Source organism: Herbaspirillum sp. RV1423, assembly GCF_000577615.1.
Taxonomy (GTDB): domain Bacteria; phylum Pseudomonadota; class Gammaproteobacteria; order Burkholderiales; family Burkholderiaceae_D; genus Herbaspirillum.
Window position 1 is genome coordinate 80,116 of record NZ_CBXX010000008.1, and the last position, 18,995, is coordinate 99,110.

Here is an 18,995-nt window from a genome sequence, read left to right on the forward strand (position 1 = left end):
TCGTGGCGATGAAATTTAAATACCGGGCGGATGCTGCTTGTGCCAGTCGCTGACGCGCTGCACGGCGATTCCCGCGCGGCACAGGAGGTTTTCCGAGCCTTTTTTCCCGATGAATTGGGCGCCCAGCGGCAAGCCCTGCCGCGTGAAACCGCAAGGCAGGCTCAGGCACGGATGGCCGCTGACGTTAAAGGGTGAAGTGAACTGAATCAGGCGCCGATTGGCTTCGGGGTCCGACGCGAGGTCGGCCAGTTGTCCGTAGGTCGGTGCGGCATACGGCTGCACCGGTGCGAGCACCAGGTCGACCTGGTTGAACAAGGCATCGACTTCACCGGTAAAGCGCTGCGCAGCGAGCAGGATGCGCTGGTAATCGAGGCCGCTCAGTTCGCGCCCGCCGTCGATCAGGCGGCTCAACGCCGGGCCGTATTCGGCGGCGCGACTCGGATAAGTGGCTTCGTGCGCGATCGCTGTCTGCACGCCGCAGTGACGTTCCCAATTGGTGCTGACGGTGCGCGTGTCGGGCATGCACACGGCCTGCAACACGCCGCCGCCTTCACGGATGAAGTCGATGATTTGCTGCAAGCCTTTCTGGATGGCGGGATCGACGCCGTCGCTCAACCAGGACTCGTCCACGCCGATGCACAGCCCCTCAAAGGTTTCACTGACGCCGGAGATTTCCAGGCTGCCGCCGGGTAGCGACGTGGGATCCTTGGGGTCATGACCGGCGATGACGGACAGCAGCCAAAGTACATCCCTGGCGCTGCGGGCCATCGGACCGACATGGTCGAGGCTGGCTGCCAACTCGAATGCACCGTACCGGCTGACGCGGCCCCACGTCGGTTTCAGGCCGGTAAGGTTATTGGCGGCGGAGGGGAAACGGATCGAACCGCCGGTGTCGGTGCCCAAAGCTGCGTAGCAAAGGCCGGCCGCCGTGGCCACGCCGCTGCCGCTGGAAGAAGCGCCGGCCCAATGCGCCGCCCCCCAGGGATTGTTGGGCGCCGGCAGCTCCGGGTGATGGATGGCGAACGCGCCTTCGGTCATGCGCATCTTGCCGAGGATGACCGCACCCGCATCCTTCAGCCGCGTCACCACCGTGGCATCTTCCGATGCGAGATAATCGCGATAAATCGTGGTGCCCGCCGTGGTCGGCATGTCCTTTGTCCAGAACAGGTCTTTCACGCCGATCGGCACGCCATGCAAGGGGCCGCGGGATTCGCCGCGTGCGAGTTCGGCTTCGGCCTGACGCGCTTGCGCCAGCGCTTGCTCGGTCGCAGCACAGGCATAGCTGTTGAGTTTGCCGTCAAGCTGTTCGATGCGCGCGAGTTGCGCCTGCGTGACTTCGACGGGCGAGATCTTGCCGCTGTGGAGGAGCTGCGACAACTCGGATATTTCCAGATAGTGCAATTCGTTTTCCATGCTCGCTCCAGGCCACGGAAGAAGCGCAATGTGAAGGTCTCGGCGCACGGCGACGTTGTTCGACGCGCCGTGCTGCGAAAAAAAGAAAAGTTGCGAACCCGGATCGAACCTGCCGACGGTCGGCAGGTTGCGAGTCGACTCAACAAGACCGTGCTTGATGGCACAGCCTTGTGCGCGACTTACACGTCATCCGAGATCTTCGGGACCTTGTAGCCGGGGCGCATGCCGTCGGCCGTATCCTTGAAGCGCAGGCTGGTGTTTTTCAGCGCGCCGGCAACGCCGCGTCCGGGCTTGGCGATGCCGCGATTCCAGCGCGAGGCCAATTTTCGCCAGGTGATCGGGGACACGTCGGTCGCCACCAGTTGCTCGTCATCCCAGCCGGTGCCGTCAGAATAGAAGTTCTGCATGGCTTCGCGGGCATACAGGTCGCAATCGTTGAAGCCGTGCAGGGCGAGCGGCTTGAAGACGCGGTCGAAGCGGTACTGGAACTTGTCGCGTTCAGCCTGAGTTGGACAAACGCGCACCAGCACTTCCCAGTATTCGTGCGTGTCGTCGGTGATCGGCACGTACCATTCGTACTGGACCACGTGCTCTTCCGGCCAGTTCTCGACCATCAGCACGCCCGGCAACACGACCGAGGTGCGGTAGAAACGGCCTTTGATGCCCTCCACCTTGAGGCCCAGCTTTTTGTTCTCCAGTACCGGTGCCCACTTGTCGGTGAACAACCACTGCATCAGCCCCTTCGGGCCCTTGTCGTCTTCGACGGTGGTGATGCAGTCATCGGCAGCCGGCAGGATACCCAACGGCAGCACCCACTCCATTGCATGAACGATGGTGTTGTCCTTGTGGACCAGAATGTGGGCATTGTCAAAACCGTTCTCGCAAGCGATGCGCCAGTTGCCGAAGCCGGTGCGGTGCATGCCCAGCGCGACAGCGCCTTCATCCAGCACGCTCGGTGCGGATGGCCACAGCGGATGTGGGAAGCGCTCGCTATTTTCCGGGAAGCGGAACGGCAGGTCGTCGGAAAGCGGCGGCACATCGGCATCGGGGAAATCGTCTTCGCGCACGAACACGAAGATCATGCCGGCCAGCTCCTGCACCGGGTAGGTAGTGATGCCGGTCGTGCCGACCAGTTTGTCGTCGGGGTTGGCCACGATGGTGGACAGCACGCCGGAATCGAGATCGAAGGTGAAGCCGTGGTACCAGCAGGAGATCGTTTCCTTGTTGAAGCACATCGGCTTCTCGGACAGGCGAACGCCACGGTGTACGCACTGATCCTTCAGCGCGTAGACCTTGCCGTCGACACGGCGCAGAACGATGGGGATGCCGCAGATCTGGATGCCTTCGACGTGGTCTTCCGGCAGCTCATTGCTGAACAAGGCCGGATACCAGTGATTAATGAAACCCCAAGCCGCATCTTTGTACGGCTGGTATTGACTCTGGACTTTGCTGCTGTTGGTGCGCTCTTCGCTGATGCCGTTCTTGATGACGCGGCGACGGACAACGGGTTGATCTGCCATGAAAGCCTCCTACGGACTGGAAAAAAGCTTCGCGCCTATGCGAAGCAGTTGATCTCATCCTACGTATCGCCATCCCGCTTGGCGCTCCCGTAGGTGAAACCTCTATCCCGTCAATGCACAAAAACACCGGAACTTCTCACGCTCACCTGTGTGCAGCGATCGGGATGTATCGATGTAGTCGTGGAGTCGATCCTGTAGCCAGCGAAATGAGGAAAGCCCCGGCAGAACGTCCGCCGGGGCTTGAGAGAAATGTTGCCGCGTTACTGCCTGCTTCACGCCGTCAGGCCGTCATGCCGCCATCGACCGACAGCATCGCGCCAGTGACGTAGCTCGACTTGTCGGACAGCAGGTACAGCACTGCTTCGGCCACTTCATTGGGCTGGCCGATACGGCGAATGGGGATCATGTCGTCGAGCAGATGGACATCGCCGCCGGTCGAACGCATGTAGTTCGGCGTCTCGGTCGCACCGGGACATACCGCATTGATACGGATGTTCTGACCCGCGTATTCTTTTGCGACCGCCTTCGTAAGACCGACCACCGCGTGCTTGGCGGCCACATAGTGGGCGATGCCGTTCATGCCTCGCAGGCCGAAGATCGACGCATTGTTCACAATGGCGCCGCCCCCCGTGCGCAGCATCGCTTCGATCTGGTACTTCACACCGTAGTAGACGCCCTTGAAGTTGAGGTCGATGATCCATTCCGATTCTTCGACCGGCGTCTGATCGATCGGTTTGAAGTCGGCGTGACCTCCCGCATTGTTGAACGCGAAATCGAGACGGCCGAAACGCGACTCGATGAACTTGACGAGTGCTTCATTATCCTCGCGGCGCGAGGCGTCGGTCACTTTGATCTCAGCCTTGCCGCCTGTCTTGACGATTTCGTCGCGCACCGCGGCAAGCTTGTCTTCGGTACGACCGGCCAGCACCACTGTCGCGCCTTCGGCTGCGAGCGCCAGAGCCGCGGCGCGTCCCATACCCGAGCCGCCGCCTGTCACCAGGCCGATCTTATCTTTCATCAACATACGAATCCATTTTTAACACTGCTTTCGCTCAGGTGAAGGCTGACTCTTGCTGCACACCGTTACCGAGGTCGCGCCGCAGGATCACCGGTGCGCCGCCGTACCGACGTTTGCTGATCCACGCGGACAGCGCGGAATCGAGATAGGTGGCGTGCTTCGGGAACCAATCCGCGAGCGCGACGGCAAGACGACGCACGTCGCGTAAGCCGACCTGTCCGATCTTCGCCAGCGCATTCACTTGCTGCACGGAGTCGAGCACCTTCTGATGTTCGTCGAGGTGACAATCCATATTCGGATACTCGGTGCGCTCCATCCACTCGCGCTCAGTACCGAAATGTGCAAGCAGGTGATCCTCAACCGCCTGGAGGCAGCCGAGGGCCGTCACCGCATCACATTTGGAAAGCGCCTTGACGACGCAGACGAATTCTTCATGGGCGTCGTCGATCGGACCATGACCGAGCAGCATCGCATCGCTCCACTCGAGTTTTTCGGCAGCCTTCTCGTCTAACCCGACCTGATGTGCGTGCGCGTGGTGATGGGACATGCATGAACTCCTGTGTCAGTCTGTCGGACAGTATTATTTTTTGGCGCCGATGAGCACGGACAGCATCACTGCCGGTGTTTGGCTGCGATTGCGCCAGGCATGGCGCGTACCGTTCTGGATCACGACATCGCCCGCTTTCAGATGCCGAATCTCGCCATCGTCGAGTTCGAGCCAAAGCTCGCCGGACAGGATCACGTCGTAGTCGACCGTTGCAGTGCGGTGAAAACCCGATCCGTCAGTATCAAACGACTCGGCCAGGCCCGGAAGGTACTTGGCGTATTCCGCGCCGGCAGCGGCGCCGTCGAAGTCCTGCGCAGCCATCACGCTATCGGGCGGAAACTGCACGACGATCACGCTTGTGCCGTGCGGCGCGGGCAGCATGGGTTGGATGCCGACCACCGGGTCGCGTCCATCGAAAGGCAACTTGGGCTCAGCCGTGGTCGTGGCCCATACCAGCGTGGTGCGAAAACCCGGCACCGCCGCGTAGTCGTGCGTGTTCTCGACCGGACCGTCAGACATCACCACCGACTTGCCGTTACGCTCGCCGGTTACGATACGTCTTACCATTTCAAACTCCTTGTTCTTGTTGCGAATGGGTCGTGCACTTACTGCACGATCACCACGTTGACGAAACCGCCCTTGCGTTTTTCTGCATCGGCGAGCGCCTCATTGGCCTGCTCGAGCGCATAGGTGTGATTCTCGAATACGCTCAAATCCAGTGTGCCGGCTGCGGCCATATAGGCCAGATCCTGGCCTTCGCCGACCGTGAACCACAGAGAGGTCAGCAGACTGATTTGCGAGCACATGATTTCGTGCAGGTTCAACGGCAGCGGATCGGACATCGCCCCCACCTCGACCAGACGACCGCCTCGCGCCAGCGACCGCAGGCAGTCGAGCGTGACCTGATGCGACGCGCCCGGGCCGATCGCGTCAAGCACCGCATCGACACCCATGCCGTCCGTCTCGCTCCGCACCCATTCACCGAGATCGCCGGAACCATACGAGAAGGTGCGAATGCGGTCTGGATCAAGTGCCCGCAGACGTTCGAGCAACTCGACATTGCGCGCCACGCAGAAGATCTTGACCGCGCCCATCGCCCTCGCAATCTGCACCGCGCCCAAGCCCAGCGTGCCGCTGGCGCCGCTGATCAGGACCGTCTTGCCGGCGCCGATACCGGCTTTGCGCAAGCCCGAATAGGCTGTACCCAGATAGCCGAAGCGGGCAGCTTGCTCGAAGCTCACCGCCGCCGGCAGCTTGACGAGACCGTCGGCCGGCGCCGTCGCATACTGGCTGAAGCCGCCATAGGGGTACTGCTGGTAAATCTGCTTCGAACGCGGGCCGAAGCCGAAATAGCCTTGGAAGGTATAGGCCACGCAGTTGGTCGGCTCACCCATGCGGCAAGCGTGGCACGAGCCGCAGGAGCGGCCCGGGTTGATGTACACGCGGTCGCCCGGCACAACCCCCGTCACAGCCGAACCGACTTCAGCCACTACGCCGGCGATATCGAGACCAAAAATCGCAGGCAGGTCCGGCAACGTCAGGTAAGAACGTTCGCCATAGTGGCTAATCACATTGCGCAGGTTCGGCACGACGCCGGACGCCTTGACCTTGACGACCACATCCGTCGGACGCAACAGCGTCGGGCGCGGAATCGTGTCCAGTTGGAAATGCCCACTGGAGTCGTACACGCGCATCGCCTTCATTACATTCTTTGCATTCATGTCTGTTTCCTTGATCTGGTAATAGGGTCGAGTTCACCCCGTGCGGCCCGCGCAGCAGCGGGATGTGGAGTGCGCCGCTCACGGCGCGGCCGACAACACCTGTCCTGGGGTCGATCCTATGCATGTAGAGCGCGGCTGGCGCTCCCGCAGGCGAAACTACTATCCCGCTAATGCAGAAAAGCGGGAGCCTTTGCGCTGACCGGCCTAGTTAATTACGGCGCGGGGGCGTTCAGGAGCGCATCAATGTTTCGGAGGGATTTCGTGGAAGGCGGTGGCGGTGGCACTTCGCCTGGCAGGGTGAGACTGAAGGAAGTTCACACATGCTGCAAGCGCACTACCTTGAGGTAATGCATCCGCGAGGGTGCTGTTATTTGGCTGGACAAAGCGCCCCTTGTTGAACCGGCGGGCAGCCGACCGGATTCCGAAGCCGTCGTAGGCCAGGACCTTGATCGTAGTCAGGCGCACGTCATATGTCACGCCGGCGAAGACGACGTGGCGAATTCAATCGATGAACAAGGCGACCTGAAGCGGTAAATTGAACCGCGACAGATCGGTCATGTCGGCAGCGTTCAGGAGCGCATCAATGTTTGGGACGGGGTTTCACCGAAGCGGCGCTTGTAGTCCGTCGTGAAATGCCCCAGATGACTGAACCCCCAGCGCAACGCGACGTTGGTCACCGCCCCGCTGGTAGGGGAGGCCAGCAGGAGTTCCTCATGCACACGGCGCAAGCGGACTTCCTTCAGGTAATGCATAGGCGAGGTATTGCGGAAGCGACGAAAACCCGAGTACAGGGAACGGCTGCTGACACCGGCATATTCCGCCAGGTCGCCCACCGTGATTGGCTCATGGGCATGCTCTTCAATGTAATGTTCAACTCCCTTGACAAAGGAGGGCGCAAGAGACTTCCCTTTGTCCTCGTACAAATCTTCACTGTAGTTGTTCTCCTGGCAGTTCAGCAGCATGCCCACGAACGTGCTTTCGAACTGGGTGCTCAACAGCGGCGATACCTTATCCGTGTTCGACAGAACATCGCACATCCATGCCAGCATCTGAACCAGACTGCGCCCATCCGGCGTATCCAGCGCCATTTCCATCTTGAATTCGACATCGTTCTGCAAGGTGCGTCCCAGATGCTGCTGGCACTGGCGCCTGACCACGTCATTGTTGACACGGACGATGATTTTCTCGGTGCCGGCCATGTGTCGAATGCTCGTGCGGACATGTGCATTCAGCACAATGCCCTGGTCGGGCTCGAGCAAAGCCCGTTTACCGTCGGACTCGATGAATTCGCGCCCCCTGATAGGAATCTGGATCAGCGAAAACGATTCCATCACGTCTGGATCAATGATGGTCTCGCCGCCATAGGTCATCCTTCCCACGCCCAAGCCGCCCACACGCCGATAGTTGATACGCGTATTGAACTGGGGATCTTTGGAATAGATGGCGTTTTTGCAAAAGATGCGCTCGCCAACCGAACGCGCCTCTTCGATATCGGATGTTTTGCACACGTCGTAACGTGACAGCACGGAGTCAGCCGGGGTCAGGGAAGGAAAAAGGGAGTGCGCCATTATCTGTCTCCTAGATAAATGATAAAAACCAGATACCGGGGTCCAGTTTGCCAAACGCACTGACTTCCGAGCGCACCGATCGGTACGCACATTGACGCAAAAAATGTGCCAGAAAATCCATCACTCAGCCTGTCTCCCCCATTACATGACGCGCACGATGTGAGCAGTGCTTTTGCCTGCTTCTTTATAGGAATGATCTGCGCCAAGGGTGAAAAATAGTATATACGATATGCGAACAGAACTTCCGTATTTTTGCCGCGCCCAATATTGGTGTATCGCCCAATTATGGGGCGCCCCCAGTAGGACATAGGAACGCTGCCAGCAGCAAAGGTGTGAAGCCGCTTGTGTATGCGGGAGCCGCGCCGAGTCATCCGCAGGATGACGCTGGAGCCGAACACGTGGTGCCGGCATGAAGGCAAGCCCGGCAAGGAGAGGAGTTTTTTGCGAGTGCCACTTGTAAAATGACCCAGGGCGTGCGGACTCTCCGACTCAGAGACCCGGGGCCGGTTAACCATTAATTTGGAATTATCGACGGGATTCGCTTGAAGAATGGCCCAAAGATATTTATATTGCCCAGCGTATTCGCGCTGCGCAATAAATGCACTATGTTCCCATAGCGAAATGCATTGCCATTTATGCAATTCAAAGGCCGTTTTACGGCTGGCAAACAGGCAGCGGAAAGTGGGCAGGCTCTAGAAGTGCGGATGTACAACGTTGTCGCTCGGATTCGGAAGCAAAAATCTGCCACGCGGCAAACTGATACTTCCAGCGACATGACTGATCAATAAAAGAAAACATGGTGCGGCTGGCGGGGATCGAACCCACGACCCTTGGCTTCGGAGGCCAATACTCTATCCACTGAGCTACAGCCGCTTTGGACGAACGTCGGAGAGGCATGAAGGATACAGTTTTTCCCTCTCGCCGTCCACGCAAAGCAACTATTTTCCGTTCCCAATGAATTACATTGTGTCTATAATCAAAGGTTGGGCGAGACAGCGCTTCTCTAAACAGTAATAAACACTGATTTTGCTTGAAATCAGGTCAACGCTTTCGAAGAATATTGCACTGAGGGAACTATGAGCGACGCACATAACGAACACGAATCCGCAATCAAGACGCCGAAGCAACTGATTGCCGCAGTATTGGCAGCTTTTCTGATCCCCATCGTCTGCATCGTCCTCCTGGTCCAGTACGTGACCAATGCCCAGAAGACCGGCGCCGGCTCCGAGAGCCAGACTCCCGAAATGATCGCCGCACGCATCCGGCCCGTCGCCGACGACGGCTTCACTTTCCGCGACTCCAGCGCACCGAAGCAATTGCTGAGCGGCGAAGAAGTCTTCAAGACCACTTGCTCGGCCTGTCATGCAGCCGGTGTTGCCGGCGCACCGAAAGTCGGCGATCCGGCCGCCTGGAAAGCCCGCATCAGCCAAGGTTACGACACACTGCTATCGCATGCGATCAATGGCCTGAACGCAATGCCTGCCAAGGGCGGCAATCCCGACCTGGATGATGTCGAAATCGCCCGTACGGTGGTGTATATGGCCAATCAGTCCGGCGCCAGCTTCAAGGAACCCGAAGTGAAAGCACCGGCGGCTGCGCCTGCAACCGATGCCGCAGCTCCTGCGGAAAAGAAATAAAGCGACGCCGGCTGCACGTCGGCAGCCCAGTCAAAAGCCCCGCATGTTGAAGTGCGGGGCTTTTTTCATTCCAGCGCGACCGACTTTCGTCGCAAACAAACATGAGACTTACCGCTGCTGTGGTTCCGCGACGAAAATTTCAACACGGCGGTTCCTGGCGCGATTGGCTTCGGTATCGTTCGCCACCAATGGCTCATGCGAACCACGGCCATCGATATGGAAACGGCCCGGTGAAACGCCGCGTGCGGTCAGGTAATCACGTGTACGTGCGGCTCGTTCCATCGACAAAGGGTTGTTGATGGCATCGCTGCCGGTGCTGTCGGTGTGGCCGATGATGGTCACCGTGGTTGACTGATTTTCGTTCAGCGTAGCGGCAAATCTGTCCAGCACGGGGCGCATGTTTGGCTTGATGTCGGCACGACCGGTGTCGAAGGAGATGTCGCTCGGGATTTCCAGCTTGAGGCGATTGTCCTGCGTCTGCGTGACTTGCACGCCGGTGCCTTGCGTGGCTTGCTCCATGGCGCGCTTCTGGTTTTCCATACGGGTTGACCAGACATTGCCGATTACGGCGCCAAGGCCTGCGCCAATGGCGGCACCTGCAGCGGTACGACCACCGCCGCCACCGCCTGTGGCAGCGCCCAGAATGCCGCCGATACCTGCTCCGACGCCAGCTCCCGTGGCCGTGCCGCGCTGGGTCGGCGACATGTCGGCGCAGCCGGCTGCCATCAGGGTCAGCGCGAGCGCGCCGATTGTTAATTTACGCATGATGATTTCCTTCTTTCTGATTGATGCGCCTGACGTATTGCGGCGCATCTTTGTCATTCAATTCATTCGCCGTCCGGCGTCGAAATATTATTGTCGACGTCATCGGCTTCAGGCGCGTTTTGCGCGCGATCCTCGCGACGCGTCAGATAATATGCAAACGCCGCGCCGGCGCTGATCACGGTGCCGTACAGCAAAGGCTTGCGCAGATAACGCTTGGAGAGCAGCGAAATGCCGCCGATCAGCAATGGCGACAGCGATTGCAGAGTGCCGCCACGCTTGCCCGAAAACGCCGCGCCGAACGTCGAAGAAACCGCGCCGACGATGCGGCTAAGCGCGCCTTTGGCCAGCGACTCGGCGGTCAGGTTGGCGCGCACGGTGCCGCGCGCCTGCATGATGCCGATCCGGAACAAGGCGCCTTCGGCCAACAGCTTGCGCTTGCGTTCTTCCAGCGGAACATCGGTTTTCCAGTCTGTTTGCGCCATGATTTTCCCTTATAGCAAGGCGTCGCGGTCTTTGCGCAGTTCCGCCATGGTGGCGGGCAAAGAGAGCTTGCCCTGCTGCAGGAGGGAGCGTGCATACCAGGCGATCGCCGCCGTTGCGATGGTGAAGAATGCGCCCAGGACTAAAAAAATCTTCCAGCCCCAGGAATCCCAGGCGAGGAAGACCAGCAGCACGGCCCAGAACGCCACCGCAAACCACAAGGCAATCGCCGCCAGCGTGAACAGCACGAGGAACCTCACCAGGTTGCCGCCTATTTCCGACAACTCCAGCGATGCCAGCTCGATGCGATTGATGATCAGGCCGAGCAGGTTCCGGGTGATGCCGAGCAATCCGGCAATCAGCCCGGGATTGGCCTGTTCCGCCTGCGCGTGTTTATGCTCCATCGTCGGCGCGCGCGATTACTTGCTGCGACCGATGACCAGACCGACCAGCAAGCCGACGCCGGCCGAAATCGCTACTGCGCGCCATGGATTCTCATGCACGTAGTCGTCGGTGCGGGCAGCCACTTCCTTGCCCTTCTCGATGGCGACGGCTTGCGCATTTTGTGCCGCCTCAACCGCTGCTTCCAGCATGGTCAGACCCTTGCTGCGCAGTTCGTCGGCCTTGTCGCCGGTTGCGGCTGCGGCTTCACGGAATAGTTCTTGTGCATCTTTGACCAAAGTTTTCATATCGTTTCTCACTGTTTTAAGGGCGGACTTCGTCATGGAGATTCTCCTATTGATTGAATGCTCAAGCGCATCAAAGCGATAAATGCAGAGAGAGCCCGAGCACGGCATCGACGATACATGATACCGCTACGCGCTTCGTGAGTCTGCCATTTCGACTGCGAAAAGCCAGACAAACCATCACGACGCAGGCTCGTTTTGATAGCGCCCTTCCATTATAAGTTTCCTGAAGGGCAAAACCGTTCAAAACCGCGTTTCCCGCGCAGTACGCAGGAAACTGTCGAGAATCGGCATGCAATCCAGCAATTCCGGCCCACCGGCGCGGTGAAATTCCGGATGCCACTGCAAACCCATGACGAAAGGCGCTTTGCGGTAGCGGATCGCCTCGACGATGCTGTCCGTGCCGGACACCGCCTCCACCGACAAGTCGCGCCCCAGGTCCTTCACTGCCTGGTGGTGAATGGAATTGACCACGGCGTTCTGGGCATTGAGCAACGACGCCAGCGTCGAACCGGCCGGAAAAGTCAGCTCATGGTAATTGCTGTCGTACAAATCGTTGACGTGAGCGATGGCAGCCGGCACGTCGGTTGCGATGTCCTGGTAGAGCGTACCACCAAAAGCGACGTTGATCAGTTGGCAACCGCGGCAAATGCCAAGTACCGGCTTGCCGGCTTCGATGAATTCATGCAGCAGTTCCAGCTCGTACATATCGCGCACGCGGTCGCCGTTCCATTCGGGACGGGTGGCGGCCTCGGCGTAGCTTTGCGGCGAGACGTCGGCGCCGCCCTGCAGCACCAGGCCGTCCAGATGCTTGGCGTAATCGCGCAGGCGGATGTTGCTGGGATGGACCAGGCCATTGGTATTGACGGTCGGGATCATGAACACCAGCACGTCGCGCGACATGACCCATTGCGCGATCGATTCTTCGAGATATTGCAGGGTCTTGCCGCGCAAGCCTTTGGCGCCGGTTTCGGGATGGAAGATGCGGGCCGAAATGCCGATCTTGAGCGTGCGCTGCATGATGCGGCGGCCCGCCTTGTCGGACATGGCCTTGAAGCGCGCGGCCAGCAGCTTCCAGGTTTGCGCCCACGGCGTTTCGATGGGCGGCGGCGAGAAGGACGAAGGCGGCTGCGGCGATTGGTGCGGTTGGTGCGGCTGTTGAGACGACGATGAGGTGTCTGGACGAGGCGGAGGCGGCGGGGAATTCGACTGATTGGCTTCGGAATCGCTAATATCGGACATGGCGGCTATCTAGGGTTGAAATCAAGGCTGTGACCAGGTGCAGCGCCCGCGAACAGGATTGCCAAAGTATAAGCGCATTGATTTGCTTTTGGCATCCGGAAAAGCGGGGGAACGGGCAAAAACGCCGTCGATGGCCTTTTGCGCTTCCCATTCGATGCAATAAACCAGACAACAATTCCGCAAGATATGTTCCAATCCTTGCTGATCTATTTCATTTTCAGGCATGCCCCACCATGACCACCTCTCGCATTCTTATCCTCTATGCGCACCCCGGCAGCGAACACTCGCGCGCCAACCGCGCCATGATCGAGGCAGCGCGCTCCTTGCCGCAGGTGCGCATTCACGACTTGTACGAGTGCTATCCCGATTTCCATATCGACGTCGAGTATGAACAGGCGCAATTGCGTGAAGCGGACCTGGTCGTGTTCCATCACCCTATCCACTGGTACAACATGCCGGCGCTGCAAAAGGAATGGACCGACCTCGTCCTGCAGCGCGGCTGGGCTTTCGGCCCAGGCGGCGAAGCCTTGCACGGCAAGGACTTCTGGCTGGTCGCAACCACCGGCGGCGATGAAGCCGCCTACCAGGCCGGCGGCCGCCACGGCCATGCGTTCGCCGACTTCCTGCCGCCTTACCAGCAGACCGCCAGGCTGTGCGGCATGCGCTGGCGGCCGCCCTACGTCCTGCACGGCGCGCATCAGGTGAGCACCGAAACGCTGACCATGCATGCCGCCAACTACCGTGCGCTGCTCGACAGCTATCCGGACTGGCCAGCCGCCGATTCTCCACAATAAAACAAAGACTTCACCATGGAACAACACCTGCTCAACCCGCTGATCTACCTGCTGGCGGCGGTCATCGCCGTGCCGATCGCAAAGAAATTCGGCCTGGGCGCTGTGCTCGGCTACCTGCTGGCCGGCATCGCCATCGGGCCGTGGGGACTGGGCCTGATCAGCCAGGTCGAGGATATCCTGCATTTCTCGGAATTCGGCGTGGTGCTGCTGTTGTTCCTGATCGGTCTGGAACTCGATCCGAAACGCCTGTGGTCGCTGCGCCGGCACATCTTCGGCTGGGGCAGCGCGCAGGTCGGGCTGGTCAGCCTGGGCCTGTTCGGTGCGGCGCTGGCAGTCGGCATCGACTGGCGCGTGGCGCTGATCGGCGCGCTCGGCATGTCGCTGTCTTCCACCGCGATCGCGCTGGCGACGCTGGGCGAACGCAAGCTGACCGCCACACCCGCCGGCTCGGCCGGATTTGCGATCCTGCTGTTTCAGGACATCGCGGCGATCCCGATGATGGCGGCGGTGCCGCTGTTGGGCGTGGCCGTCGCGCAAGGCAGCGGACAGGGCTGGCTGCACACCGGCCAAGTGGTTGCGGTGATCGCGCTGCTGATCTTCGGCGGCCGCTACCTGATCCGCCCCATCCTGCGCATCATCGCCAAGACCGACATGCGCGAAATTTTCACCGCATTCGCGCTCTTGCTGGTGATCGCCACCTGTCTGCTGATGCAATCAGTGGGCATGTCGATGGCGCTCGGCACCTTCCTCGCCGGCGTGCTGCTGGCCGATTCGGAATACCGCCATGCGCTGGAGAGCGATCTGGAACCGTTCAAGGGCCTGCTGCTGGGTCTGTTCTTCATCGCCGTCGGCATGTCGGTGGACTTCGGCATCTTCCTTGAGCAGCCCTGGCTGATCCTCGGTCTGGTGTTCGCTTTCCTGGCCATCAAGATCGCTGTGTTGTACGGCCTGGCGAAATGCTTCCGCATTCCGCGCGACCAGCAGGTGTTCTTTGCCTTCCTGCTATCGCAGGGCGGCGAATTCGCATTCGTGGTGTTCGGCGCAGCAGCAGCCGCGCAAGTCCTGACGCCGCGCATCTCGTCAATCCTGGTCGTGGTGGTAGCGCTGTCGATGGTGGTTACGCCGTTGCTGCTGCTCCTGCACGACCGCCTGCTGCTGCCGCGCCTGCTCGCCGCCAACAAGCGCGCCGAGGACGACATCGAGCCGCAGGACAATCCCGTGATCATCGCCGGCTTCGGCCGCTTCGGCCAGATCGTCGGCCGCTTGCTGCATGCCAACGGCATCGGCCTGACCATCCTCGACCACGATCCCGACCAGATCGAATCGCTGCGCAAGTTCGGCTTCAAGGTGTTTTACGGCGATGCCACGCGCATCGATCTGCTGCGCACCGCCGGGGCCGACAAGGCGCGCCTGTTGCTGATCGCCATCGACGACGCGCCGGCCAGCCTGAAACTGGTGGAGGCGGTGCAGCGTGCTTTCCCGCACCTGAAGATCGCGGCGCGGGCGCGCAACGTCACGCATCTGTACGACCTGATGGACCGTGGCGTCACCGTGCTCGAACGCGAAACCTTCGAAAGCGCGTTGCAGATGGGCCGCCAGGTGCTGCGCCAGCTCGATTTCGGCGCCTACCGCGCGCATCGCGCGGCGATGAAATTCCGCGCCCACAACATCGAAACGCTGCACAAGCTGTATCCGCATTACAAGGACCAGCAGCAAATGGTATCGATGGCGGTGCAGGCGCGCGAAGAACTGGAAGCCATGTTCGCCAGCGACAACGAGGCCATTTCAGACGACAAGCATCGCTGGGACTGAACGCCGGAAAACAAAAAAAGGCCGGACGCTGCCGTCCGGCCCTGGCCTGCTTACCGCCCGATATCAATTCAGATACACCGGCACGAAGATCTTGTCGTCGCCGCGCTCCACCAACAAGGCCACGCTCTTGCCGGCCTTGCTGACCAGGCTGCGCAACTGCTCGACGCTGGTCACCGCATTGCCGTTGAGCGACAGGATCACGTCACCGCTCTGGATGCCGGCCACCGCCGCCGGGCCGTTGACGTCTTCCACCAGCAAGCCGCCATGCACGCCGATCTGCTGCTGTTCATCCTTGTCGAGCGGGCGCACCGCCAATCCGAGACGGCCTTGCGGCTCGCCGCGATTGGCGCCGGTTTCCTTGGCGACCTTCATTTCGCCGACCGTCACGTTCAGTGTCTTGAGCGAACCGTTGCGCATCACGTCCATCTTCTGCGTGCTGCCGGGGGCGGCATCGGCCACCAGCGTCGGCAAATCCACCGAATGATCGATAGGCTGGCCGTTGAAGCGCAGGATCACGTCGCCGGGCTGCACGCCGGCTTTCTCGGCGGGACTGCCCTTTTCAACCGAACTGACCAGCGCACCTTCGGACTTCTTCAGGCCGAAAGATTCCGCCAGCGCCTGGTTGACTTCCTGCACCGAGACGCCGAGACGGCCGCGCGTCACCTTGCCATGCTGCACAAGTTGCTGCTCGACCTTCATCGCCACGTCGATCGGGATCGAGAACGACAAGCCCTGATAGCCGCCGGTCTGGCTGTAAATCTGCGAATTGATGCCCACCACCTGGCCCTTCAGGTTAAACAACGGACCGCCGGAATTGCCCGGATTGACGGCGACATCGGTCTGGATGAAAGGCACATAGTTATCGTCCGGCAGGCTGCGCGACTTGGCGCTGACGATGCCTGCGGTCGCGGTATTGTCAAAGCCATAGGGCGAACCGATCGCCAGCACCGGCTCGCCGACCTTGACCAGCGCCGGATTGCCGATCTGCACCGTCGGCAGATCCTTGGCTTGGATGCGGATCACGGCGATGTCGCTCTGCTTGTCCGAACCCAGCACCTTGGCCTTGAACTCGCGGCGATCGGTCAGCTTGACGGTCACCTCCTGCGCGCCGTCGACCACATGCGCATTGGTCAGGATCAGGCCGTCGGGGCTGATGATGAAACCCGAACCGAGGCCGCGCATGATTTTCGGTGTGCGCGGCTGTTGCTGAAACTGCGGGCCGAAGCGCTTGAAGAATTCGGAGAACGGATCGTTGGGATCGGCATCGGTGTTGTCGTCGGCCACGCGCTGCGCCTTGCCGGTGACGCTGATGTTGACCACCGCCGGACCGGCGCGCTCGACGATGCCGGAAAAGTCGGTGGGCGTCGCCAGTCCGCCGGGAGCGGCCGCAACAGCAGGCGCAATGGCCGCGGTCTGGACCGGCAGGATGCCGGCATGCGCGGCGGGAATATCGGCGCCACGGAAATACACGTAACTGCCGCCGACAACAGCGGCCAAGACGACGGCAAGCGTGTTGCGAACGAAAACGGTACGTCGATTCATGATGCACTCCTTAGAAATGGGCGTCTTTTCACCCGTTGGAATGCAGGATAAATCGCGAAAATTAAGACAGACTTAAGGAACGAAAAAAATCAGACAAGCCGGAATTCAACCGTCGCCAGCAAACCTTTCGCGGTGTTTTCCAGACGTACGGCGGCACCGTGCAAATCGGTAATCTGCCTGACGATCGCCAGTCCTAGACCGCTGCCCAGCACCGACTGCACGTTGTCGGCGCGATAAAAGCGGTCGAATACGCGCATCAGGTCTTTTTCCGGAATGCCCGGTCCGCTATCCCTGATCGTCACGATCATCTTGCCGCCGCCGGTCTGCATGGCGACGTCCACGGTGCTTCCCGGCGGACTGTATTGCACTGCATTCGACAACAGGTTGCCGAACAGGATGCGCAGGGCGTCGGCATTGCCGGCCACGCTGCCGACCGCTTGCGCAGTAATGCCCAGATCGATGCCTTTATGTTCCGCCAGCGGCGCGAAATCCAGCAGCACGCTGCGCAGCAAGGACGCCATCTCCACCGGCGCGTGCTCCTGCACGCCGGGCTCCTGCCGGGCCAGGGTCAGCAGTTGATGCACCAGATGGGTGGCGCGCTCCAGTCCGTTTTTCAGGTCGGCGAAGGCGGCGCGGCGCTCCTCGTCGTTGCCGGCGCGCTCGGCCAGTTGGGCCTGCAGGCGCAGCGCCGTCAACGGCGTGCGCAATTCGTGCGCGGCGTCGGCAACGAAGGCGCGCTGCACCTGCATGGCATGACGCAGGCGTTCGAGCAGGTCGTTGAAGGCATGCGTCAGGGGGCGAATTTCCTCCGGCAAGCTCTGATCGGCGATCGGCGTCAAGGTATGCATATCGCGCGACTGGACGTCGGCGGCGGCGCGCCGCACGGGCGCCAGGCCGTGGCTGACGGCGGCCCAGATCAGTGCGCCCAGGAAAGGAAACAGCAACAGCAACGGCATCACCGTCTTCACCGCCAGTTGCGCCGCCACTTTCTGACGCGCGCTTTGCGGCTGCGACACCTGCACCACGGTATTGCCGATCTGGGCGCTGTAGACGCGCCACATGCCGCCCGGCCCCGGCACGTCGATGAAACCGAGTTCGGCCTGCTGCGGCATGACGCTGCGCGAGTGCGAATGATAAATCACGGTGCCGGTGCTGTCCCAGATCTGCATCATGATTTCATCGTCCAGACCGGGCACATCCTGGCCCGGCGCAATCGGCGCGAAGGCCTGGCGCGGCAGCGAAGCCGCGATCTGGCGCATCTGGTAATCGAAAATCTCGTTGGCTTCGCCACGCGCCTGAAAATACAGCGCAATGCCGGCCAGCAAAATGCCGGCGCTCAGACCCAGCGCCAGCCACAGCAACAATTGTCGTCGGATGGAATTCATTTCGGCACCAGGTAGCCAATACCGCGCACATTCTTGATGAAATCGCTGCCGAGCTTCTTGCGCAGGGCATGGATGTGGACCTCGACGGCATTGCTGTCGATGCTGTCGTCCCAGCCGTACAACTTCTCCTCCAGTTGCGCGCGCGACAGGACCACGCCGGGCCGGTCGAGGAATGCGCGCAGCAAGGCGAACTCGCGTGCCGACAAGGCCACCGGACGGCCTTGCAAAAACACTTCGTGCGTGGCCGGATTGAGCACCACGTCGCGCACCTGGATCAGGCTGTCGGCGCGGCCCGATTGCCTGCGCAGCAAGGCGCGCATGCGCGCGGAGAGTTCCTCCAGGTCATAAGGCTTGATCAGGTAATCATCGGCGCCGGCGTCCAGCCCCGCGACGCGATCGGCCACCGCGTCGCGCGCCGTGGTGATCAGCACCGGAATCTTGTTGCCGCCGGCGCGCAAGCCTTGCAACACGGCCAGCCCGCTCTTTTGCGGCAGACCGAGATCGAGCAGCAGCAAGGCATATTCTTCCTGGCTCAGCGCCAGTTCCGCCGCCTTGCCGTCCTGCACCCAATCGATGGCGAAGCCGTCCTGGCGCAAACCCTTGCGCACCGCTTCGCCCACCATCAGATCGTCTTCGACCAGCAGGATGCGCATGTCGGCTTCCTACAAAAAACGCGCCAGCAAAAAAATCACCGCCGAAATCAGGATGGTCGACGCAAACGGCAATGAAAACACCCGGCCGAACAGCTTGAAGCGCACATCGCCCGGCAAGCGGCCGATGCCCAGCTTTTCGAGCCAGGGCAGGATACTGGAAAACACGATCACAGCGATGAAAATGACGACGACCCAACGTATCATATGCGGCC

The 18,995-nt window shown here is 60.7% G+C and carries 20 protein-coding genes and 1 tRNA gene; 3 read left to right on the forward strand and 18 right to left on the reverse strand.

Annotation, left to right across the window (positions count from 1 at the left end):
* Positions 1–15 precede the first annotated feature (15 nt).
* The 8 genes from RV1423_RS10665 to RV1423_RS10700 all read right to left on the reverse strand — a co-directional run bounded on the left by RV1423_RS10665 (position 16) and on the right by RV1423_RS10700 (position 8,660).
* Positions 16–1,413 carry an amidase gene (locus tag RV1423_RS10665; protein WP_034296305.1) on the reverse strand — a complete coding sequence of 466 codons (1,398 nt, stop codon included), beginning with the start codon at positions 1,411–1,413 and terminating at the stop codon, positions 16–18.
* A 179-nt stretch (positions 1,414–1,592) separates the two neighbouring features.
* Positions 1,593–2,933 carry a Rieske 2Fe-2S domain-containing protein gene (locus RV1423_RS10670; RefSeq protein WP_034296308.1) on the reverse strand — a complete coding sequence of 447 codons (1,341 nt, stop codon included), beginning with the start codon at positions 2,931–2,933 and terminating at the stop codon, positions 1,593–1,595.
* Between the two features lie 280 nt (positions 2,934–3,213).
* Positions 3,214–3,957: an SDR family NAD(P)-dependent oxidoreductase gene (locus RV1423_RS10675; RefSeq protein ID WP_034296311.1), complete on the reverse strand. Its 744-nt coding sequence runs from the start codon at positions 3,955–3,957 to the stop codon at positions 3,214–3,216.
* 28 nt (positions 3,958–3,985) lie between these two features.
* Positions 3,986–4,498, reverse strand: a complete 513-nt coding sequence (locus RV1423_RS10680; RefSeq protein ID WP_231502178.1) for a bacteriohemerythrin — start codon at positions 4,496–4,498, stop codon at positions 3,986–3,988.
* Between the two features lie 33 nt (positions 4,499–4,531).
* Complete coding sequence (locus RV1423_RS10685) at positions 4,532–5,065, reverse strand: cupin domain-containing protein (protein ID WP_034296313.1); 534 nt, start codon at positions 5,063–5,065, stop codon at positions 4,532–4,534.
* 38 nt (positions 5,066–5,103) lie between these two features.
* Entirely contained in the window at positions 5,104–6,219 is a 1,116-nt protein-coding gene (locus RV1423_RS10690) for an alcohol dehydrogenase catalytic domain-containing protein (RefSeq protein ID WP_231502180.1), read from the reverse strand.
* 569 nt (positions 6,220–6,788) lie between these two features.
* Positions 6,789–7,787, reverse strand: a complete 999-nt coding sequence (locus tag RV1423_RS10695) for an AraC family transcriptional regulator (protein ID WP_034296316.1) — start codon at positions 7,785–7,787, stop codon at positions 6,789–6,791.
* Positions 7,788–8,584: 797 nt separating this feature from the next.
* Positions 8,585–8,660 (reverse strand) — tRNA-Arg (locus tag RV1423_RS10700).
* 203 nt (positions 8,661–8,863) lie between these two features.
* Here RV1423_RS10700 and RV1423_RS10705 point away from each other — a divergent pair.
* Positions 8,864–9,424: a cytochrome c5 family protein gene (locus RV1423_RS10705; protein WP_034296318.1), complete on the forward strand. Its 561-nt coding sequence runs from the start codon at positions 8,864–8,866 to the stop codon at positions 9,422–9,424.
* Between the two features lie 108 nt (positions 9,425–9,532).
* Here RV1423_RS10705 and RV1423_RS10710 read toward each other — a convergent pair whose 3' ends face one another.
* The 6 genes from RV1423_RS10710 to RV1423_RS29790 all read right to left on the reverse strand — a co-directional run bounded on the left by RV1423_RS10710 (position 9,533) and on the right by RV1423_RS29790 (position 12,822).
* A complete protein-coding gene (locus RV1423_RS10710; RefSeq protein ID WP_034296495.1) occupies positions 9,533–10,189 on the reverse strand; it encodes an OmpA family protein in 657 nt (218 codons plus the stop codon).
* A 62-nt stretch (positions 10,190–10,251) separates the two neighbouring features.
* Entirely contained in the window at positions 10,252–10,671 is a 420-nt protein-coding gene (locus RV1423_RS10715) for a hypothetical protein (RefSeq protein ID WP_034296321.1), read from the reverse strand.
* Between the two features lie 9 nt (positions 10,672–10,680).
* Positions 10,681–11,073, reverse strand: a complete 393-nt coding sequence (locus RV1423_RS10720) for a phage holin family protein (protein WP_034296323.1) — start codon at positions 11,071–11,073, stop codon at positions 10,681–10,683.
* Positions 11,074–11,088: 15 nt separating this feature from the next.
* The gene (locus tag RV1423_RS10725; protein ID WP_034296326.1) at positions 11,089–11,394 is read right to left on the reverse strand and encodes a YqjD family protein; all 306 of its coding nucleotides are present in this window, start codon (positions 11,392–11,394) and stop codon (positions 11,089–11,091) included.
* Positions 11,395–11,598: 204 nt separating this feature from the next.
* The gene (locus RV1423_RS10730; protein ID WP_034296328.1) at positions 11,599–12,597 is read right to left on the reverse strand and encodes a gamma-glutamyl-gamma-aminobutyrate hydrolase family protein; all 999 of its coding nucleotides are present in this window, start codon (positions 12,595–12,597) and stop codon (positions 11,599–11,601) included.
* A 21-nt stretch (positions 12,598–12,618) separates the two neighbouring features.
* The gene (locus RV1423_RS29790; protein WP_155835078.1) at positions 12,619–12,822 is read right to left on the reverse strand and encodes a hypothetical protein; all 204 of its coding nucleotides are present in this window, start codon (positions 12,820–12,822) and stop codon (positions 12,619–12,621) included.
* An 8-nt stretch (positions 12,823–12,830) separates the two neighbouring features.
* Between RV1423_RS29790 and RV1423_RS10735 the strand changes: the two genes are divergently transcribed.
* Both RV1423_RS10735 and kefC read left to right on the forward strand, forming a co-directional pair.
* Positions 12,831–13,391, forward strand: coding sequence for an NAD(P)H-dependent oxidoreductase (locus tag RV1423_RS10735; RefSeq protein WP_034296330.1), 561 nt, complete (start codon positions 12,831–12,833; stop codon positions 13,389–13,391).
* Between the two features lie 15 nt (positions 13,392–13,406).
* Complete coding sequence (kefC, locus tag RV1423_RS10740) at positions 13,407–15,203, forward strand: glutathione-regulated potassium-efflux system protein KefC (RefSeq protein ID WP_034296331.1); 1,797 nt, start codon at positions 13,407–13,409, stop codon at positions 15,201–15,203.
* A gap of 63 nt (positions 15,204–15,266) precedes the next feature.
* Here the strand turns inward: kefC and RV1423_RS10745 are convergent, their stop codons facing one another.
* The 4 genes from RV1423_RS10745 to RV1423_RS10760 all read right to left on the reverse strand — a co-directional run bounded on the left by RV1423_RS10745 (position 15,267) and on the right by RV1423_RS10760 (position 18,987).
* Complete coding sequence (locus RV1423_RS10745; RefSeq protein ID WP_034296334.1) at positions 15,267–16,745, reverse strand: DegQ family serine endoprotease; 1,479 nt, start codon at positions 16,743–16,745, stop codon at positions 15,267–15,269.
* Positions 16,746–16,834: 89 nt separating this feature from the next.
* The gene (locus RV1423_RS10750) at positions 16,835–18,130 is read right to left on the reverse strand and encodes a HAMP domain-containing sensor histidine kinase (RefSeq protein ID WP_034296338.1); all 1,296 of its coding nucleotides are present in this window, start codon (positions 18,128–18,130) and stop codon (positions 16,835–16,837) included.
* Positions 18,127–18,783, reverse strand: coding sequence for a response regulator (locus RV1423_RS10755; protein WP_034296341.1), 657 nt, complete (start codon positions 18,781–18,783; stop codon positions 18,127–18,129). Before RV1423_RS10755 ends, RV1423_RS10750 begins: the two co-directional genes overlap by 4 nt.
* Before the next feature lie 9 nt (positions 18,784–18,792).
* On the reverse strand, positions 18,793–18,987 hold the full coding sequence (locus RV1423_RS10760) for a DUF2905 domain-containing protein (protein ID WP_034296342.1): 195 nt from the start codon (positions 18,985–18,987) through the stop codon (positions 18,793–18,795).
* Positions 18,988–18,995 lie beyond the last annotated feature (8 nt).

Excerpts from the sequence above, each read along its gene's own strand:
- RV1423_RS10730 (WP_034296328.1), bottom strand. The coding sequence starts at position 12,597 with ATGTCCGATATTAGCGATTCCGAAGCCAATCAGTCGAATTCCCCGCCG.
- RV1423_RS10665 (WP_034296305.1), bottom strand. The coding sequence starts at position 1,413 with ATGGAAAACGAATTGCACTATCTGGAAATATCCGAGTTGTCGCAGCTC.
- RV1423_RS10695 (WP_034296316.1), bottom strand. The coding sequence starts at position 7,787 with ATGGCGCACTCCCTTTTTCCTTCCCTGACCCCGGCTGACTCCGTGCTG.
- RV1423_RS10690 (WP_231502180.1), bottom strand. The coding sequence starts at position 6,219 with ATGAATGCAAAGAATGTAATGAAGGCGATGCGCGTGTACGACTCCAGT.
- RV1423_RS29790 (WP_155835078.1), bottom strand. The coding sequence starts at position 12,822 with ATGCCTGAAAATGAAATAGATCAGCAAGGATTGGAACATATCTTGCGG.
- RV1423_RS10675 (WP_034296311.1), bottom strand. The coding sequence starts at position 3,957 with ATGTTGATGAAAGATAAGATCGGCCTGGTGACAGGCGGCGGCTCGGGT.
- RV1423_RS10750 (WP_034296338.1), bottom strand. The coding sequence starts at position 18,130 with ATGAATTCCATCCGACGACAATTGTTGCTGTGGCTGGCGCTGGGTCTG.
- RV1423_RS10720 (WP_034296323.1), bottom strand. The coding sequence starts at position 11,073 with ATGGAGCATAAACACGCGCAGGCGGAACAGGCCAATCCCGGGCTGATT.
- RV1423_RS10755 (WP_034296341.1), bottom strand. The coding sequence starts at position 18,783 with ATGCGCATCCTGCTGGTCGAAGACGATCTGATGGTGGGCGAAGCGGTG.
- RV1423_RS10705 (WP_034296318.1), top strand. The coding sequence starts at position 8,864 with ATGAGCGACGCACATAACGAACACGAATCCGCAATCAAGACGCCGAAG.
- RV1423_RS10670 (WP_034296308.1), bottom strand. The coding sequence starts at position 2,933 with ATGGCAGATCAACCCGTTGTCCGTCGCCGCGTCATCAAGAACGGCATC.
- RV1423_RS10725 (WP_034296326.1), bottom strand. The coding sequence starts at position 11,394 with ATGACGAAGTCCGCCCTTAAAACAGTGAGAAACGATATGAAAACTTTG.
- RV1423_RS10685 (WP_034296313.1), bottom strand. The coding sequence starts at position 5,065 with ATGGTAAGACGTATCGTAACCGGCGAGCGTAACGGCAAGTCGGTGGTG.
- RV1423_RS10760 (WP_034296342.1), bottom strand. The coding sequence starts at position 18,987 with ATGATACGTTGGGTCGTCGTCATTTTCATCGCTGTGATCGTGTTTTCC.
- RV1423_RS10735 (WP_034296330.1), top strand. The coding sequence starts at position 12,831 with ATGACCACCTCTCGCATTCTTATCCTCTATGCGCACCCCGGCAGCGAA.
- kefC (WP_034296331.1), top strand. The coding sequence starts at position 13,407 with ATGGAACAACACCTGCTCAACCCGCTGATCTACCTGCTGGCGGCGGTC.
- RV1423_RS10680 (WP_231502178.1), bottom strand. The coding sequence starts at position 4,498 with ATGTCCCATCACCACGCGCACGCACATCAGGTCGGGTTAGACGAGAAG.
- RV1423_RS10715 (WP_034296321.1), bottom strand. The coding sequence starts at position 10,671 with ATGGCGCAAACAGACTGGAAAACCGATGTTCCGCTGGAAGAACGCAAG.
- RV1423_RS10710 (WP_034296495.1), bottom strand. The coding sequence starts at position 10,189 with ATGCGTAAATTAACAATCGGCGCGCTCGCGCTGACCCTGATGGCAGCC.
- RV1423_RS10745 (WP_034296334.1), bottom strand. The coding sequence starts at position 16,745 with ATGAATCGACGTACCGTTTTCGTTCGCAACACGCTTGCCGTCGTCTTG.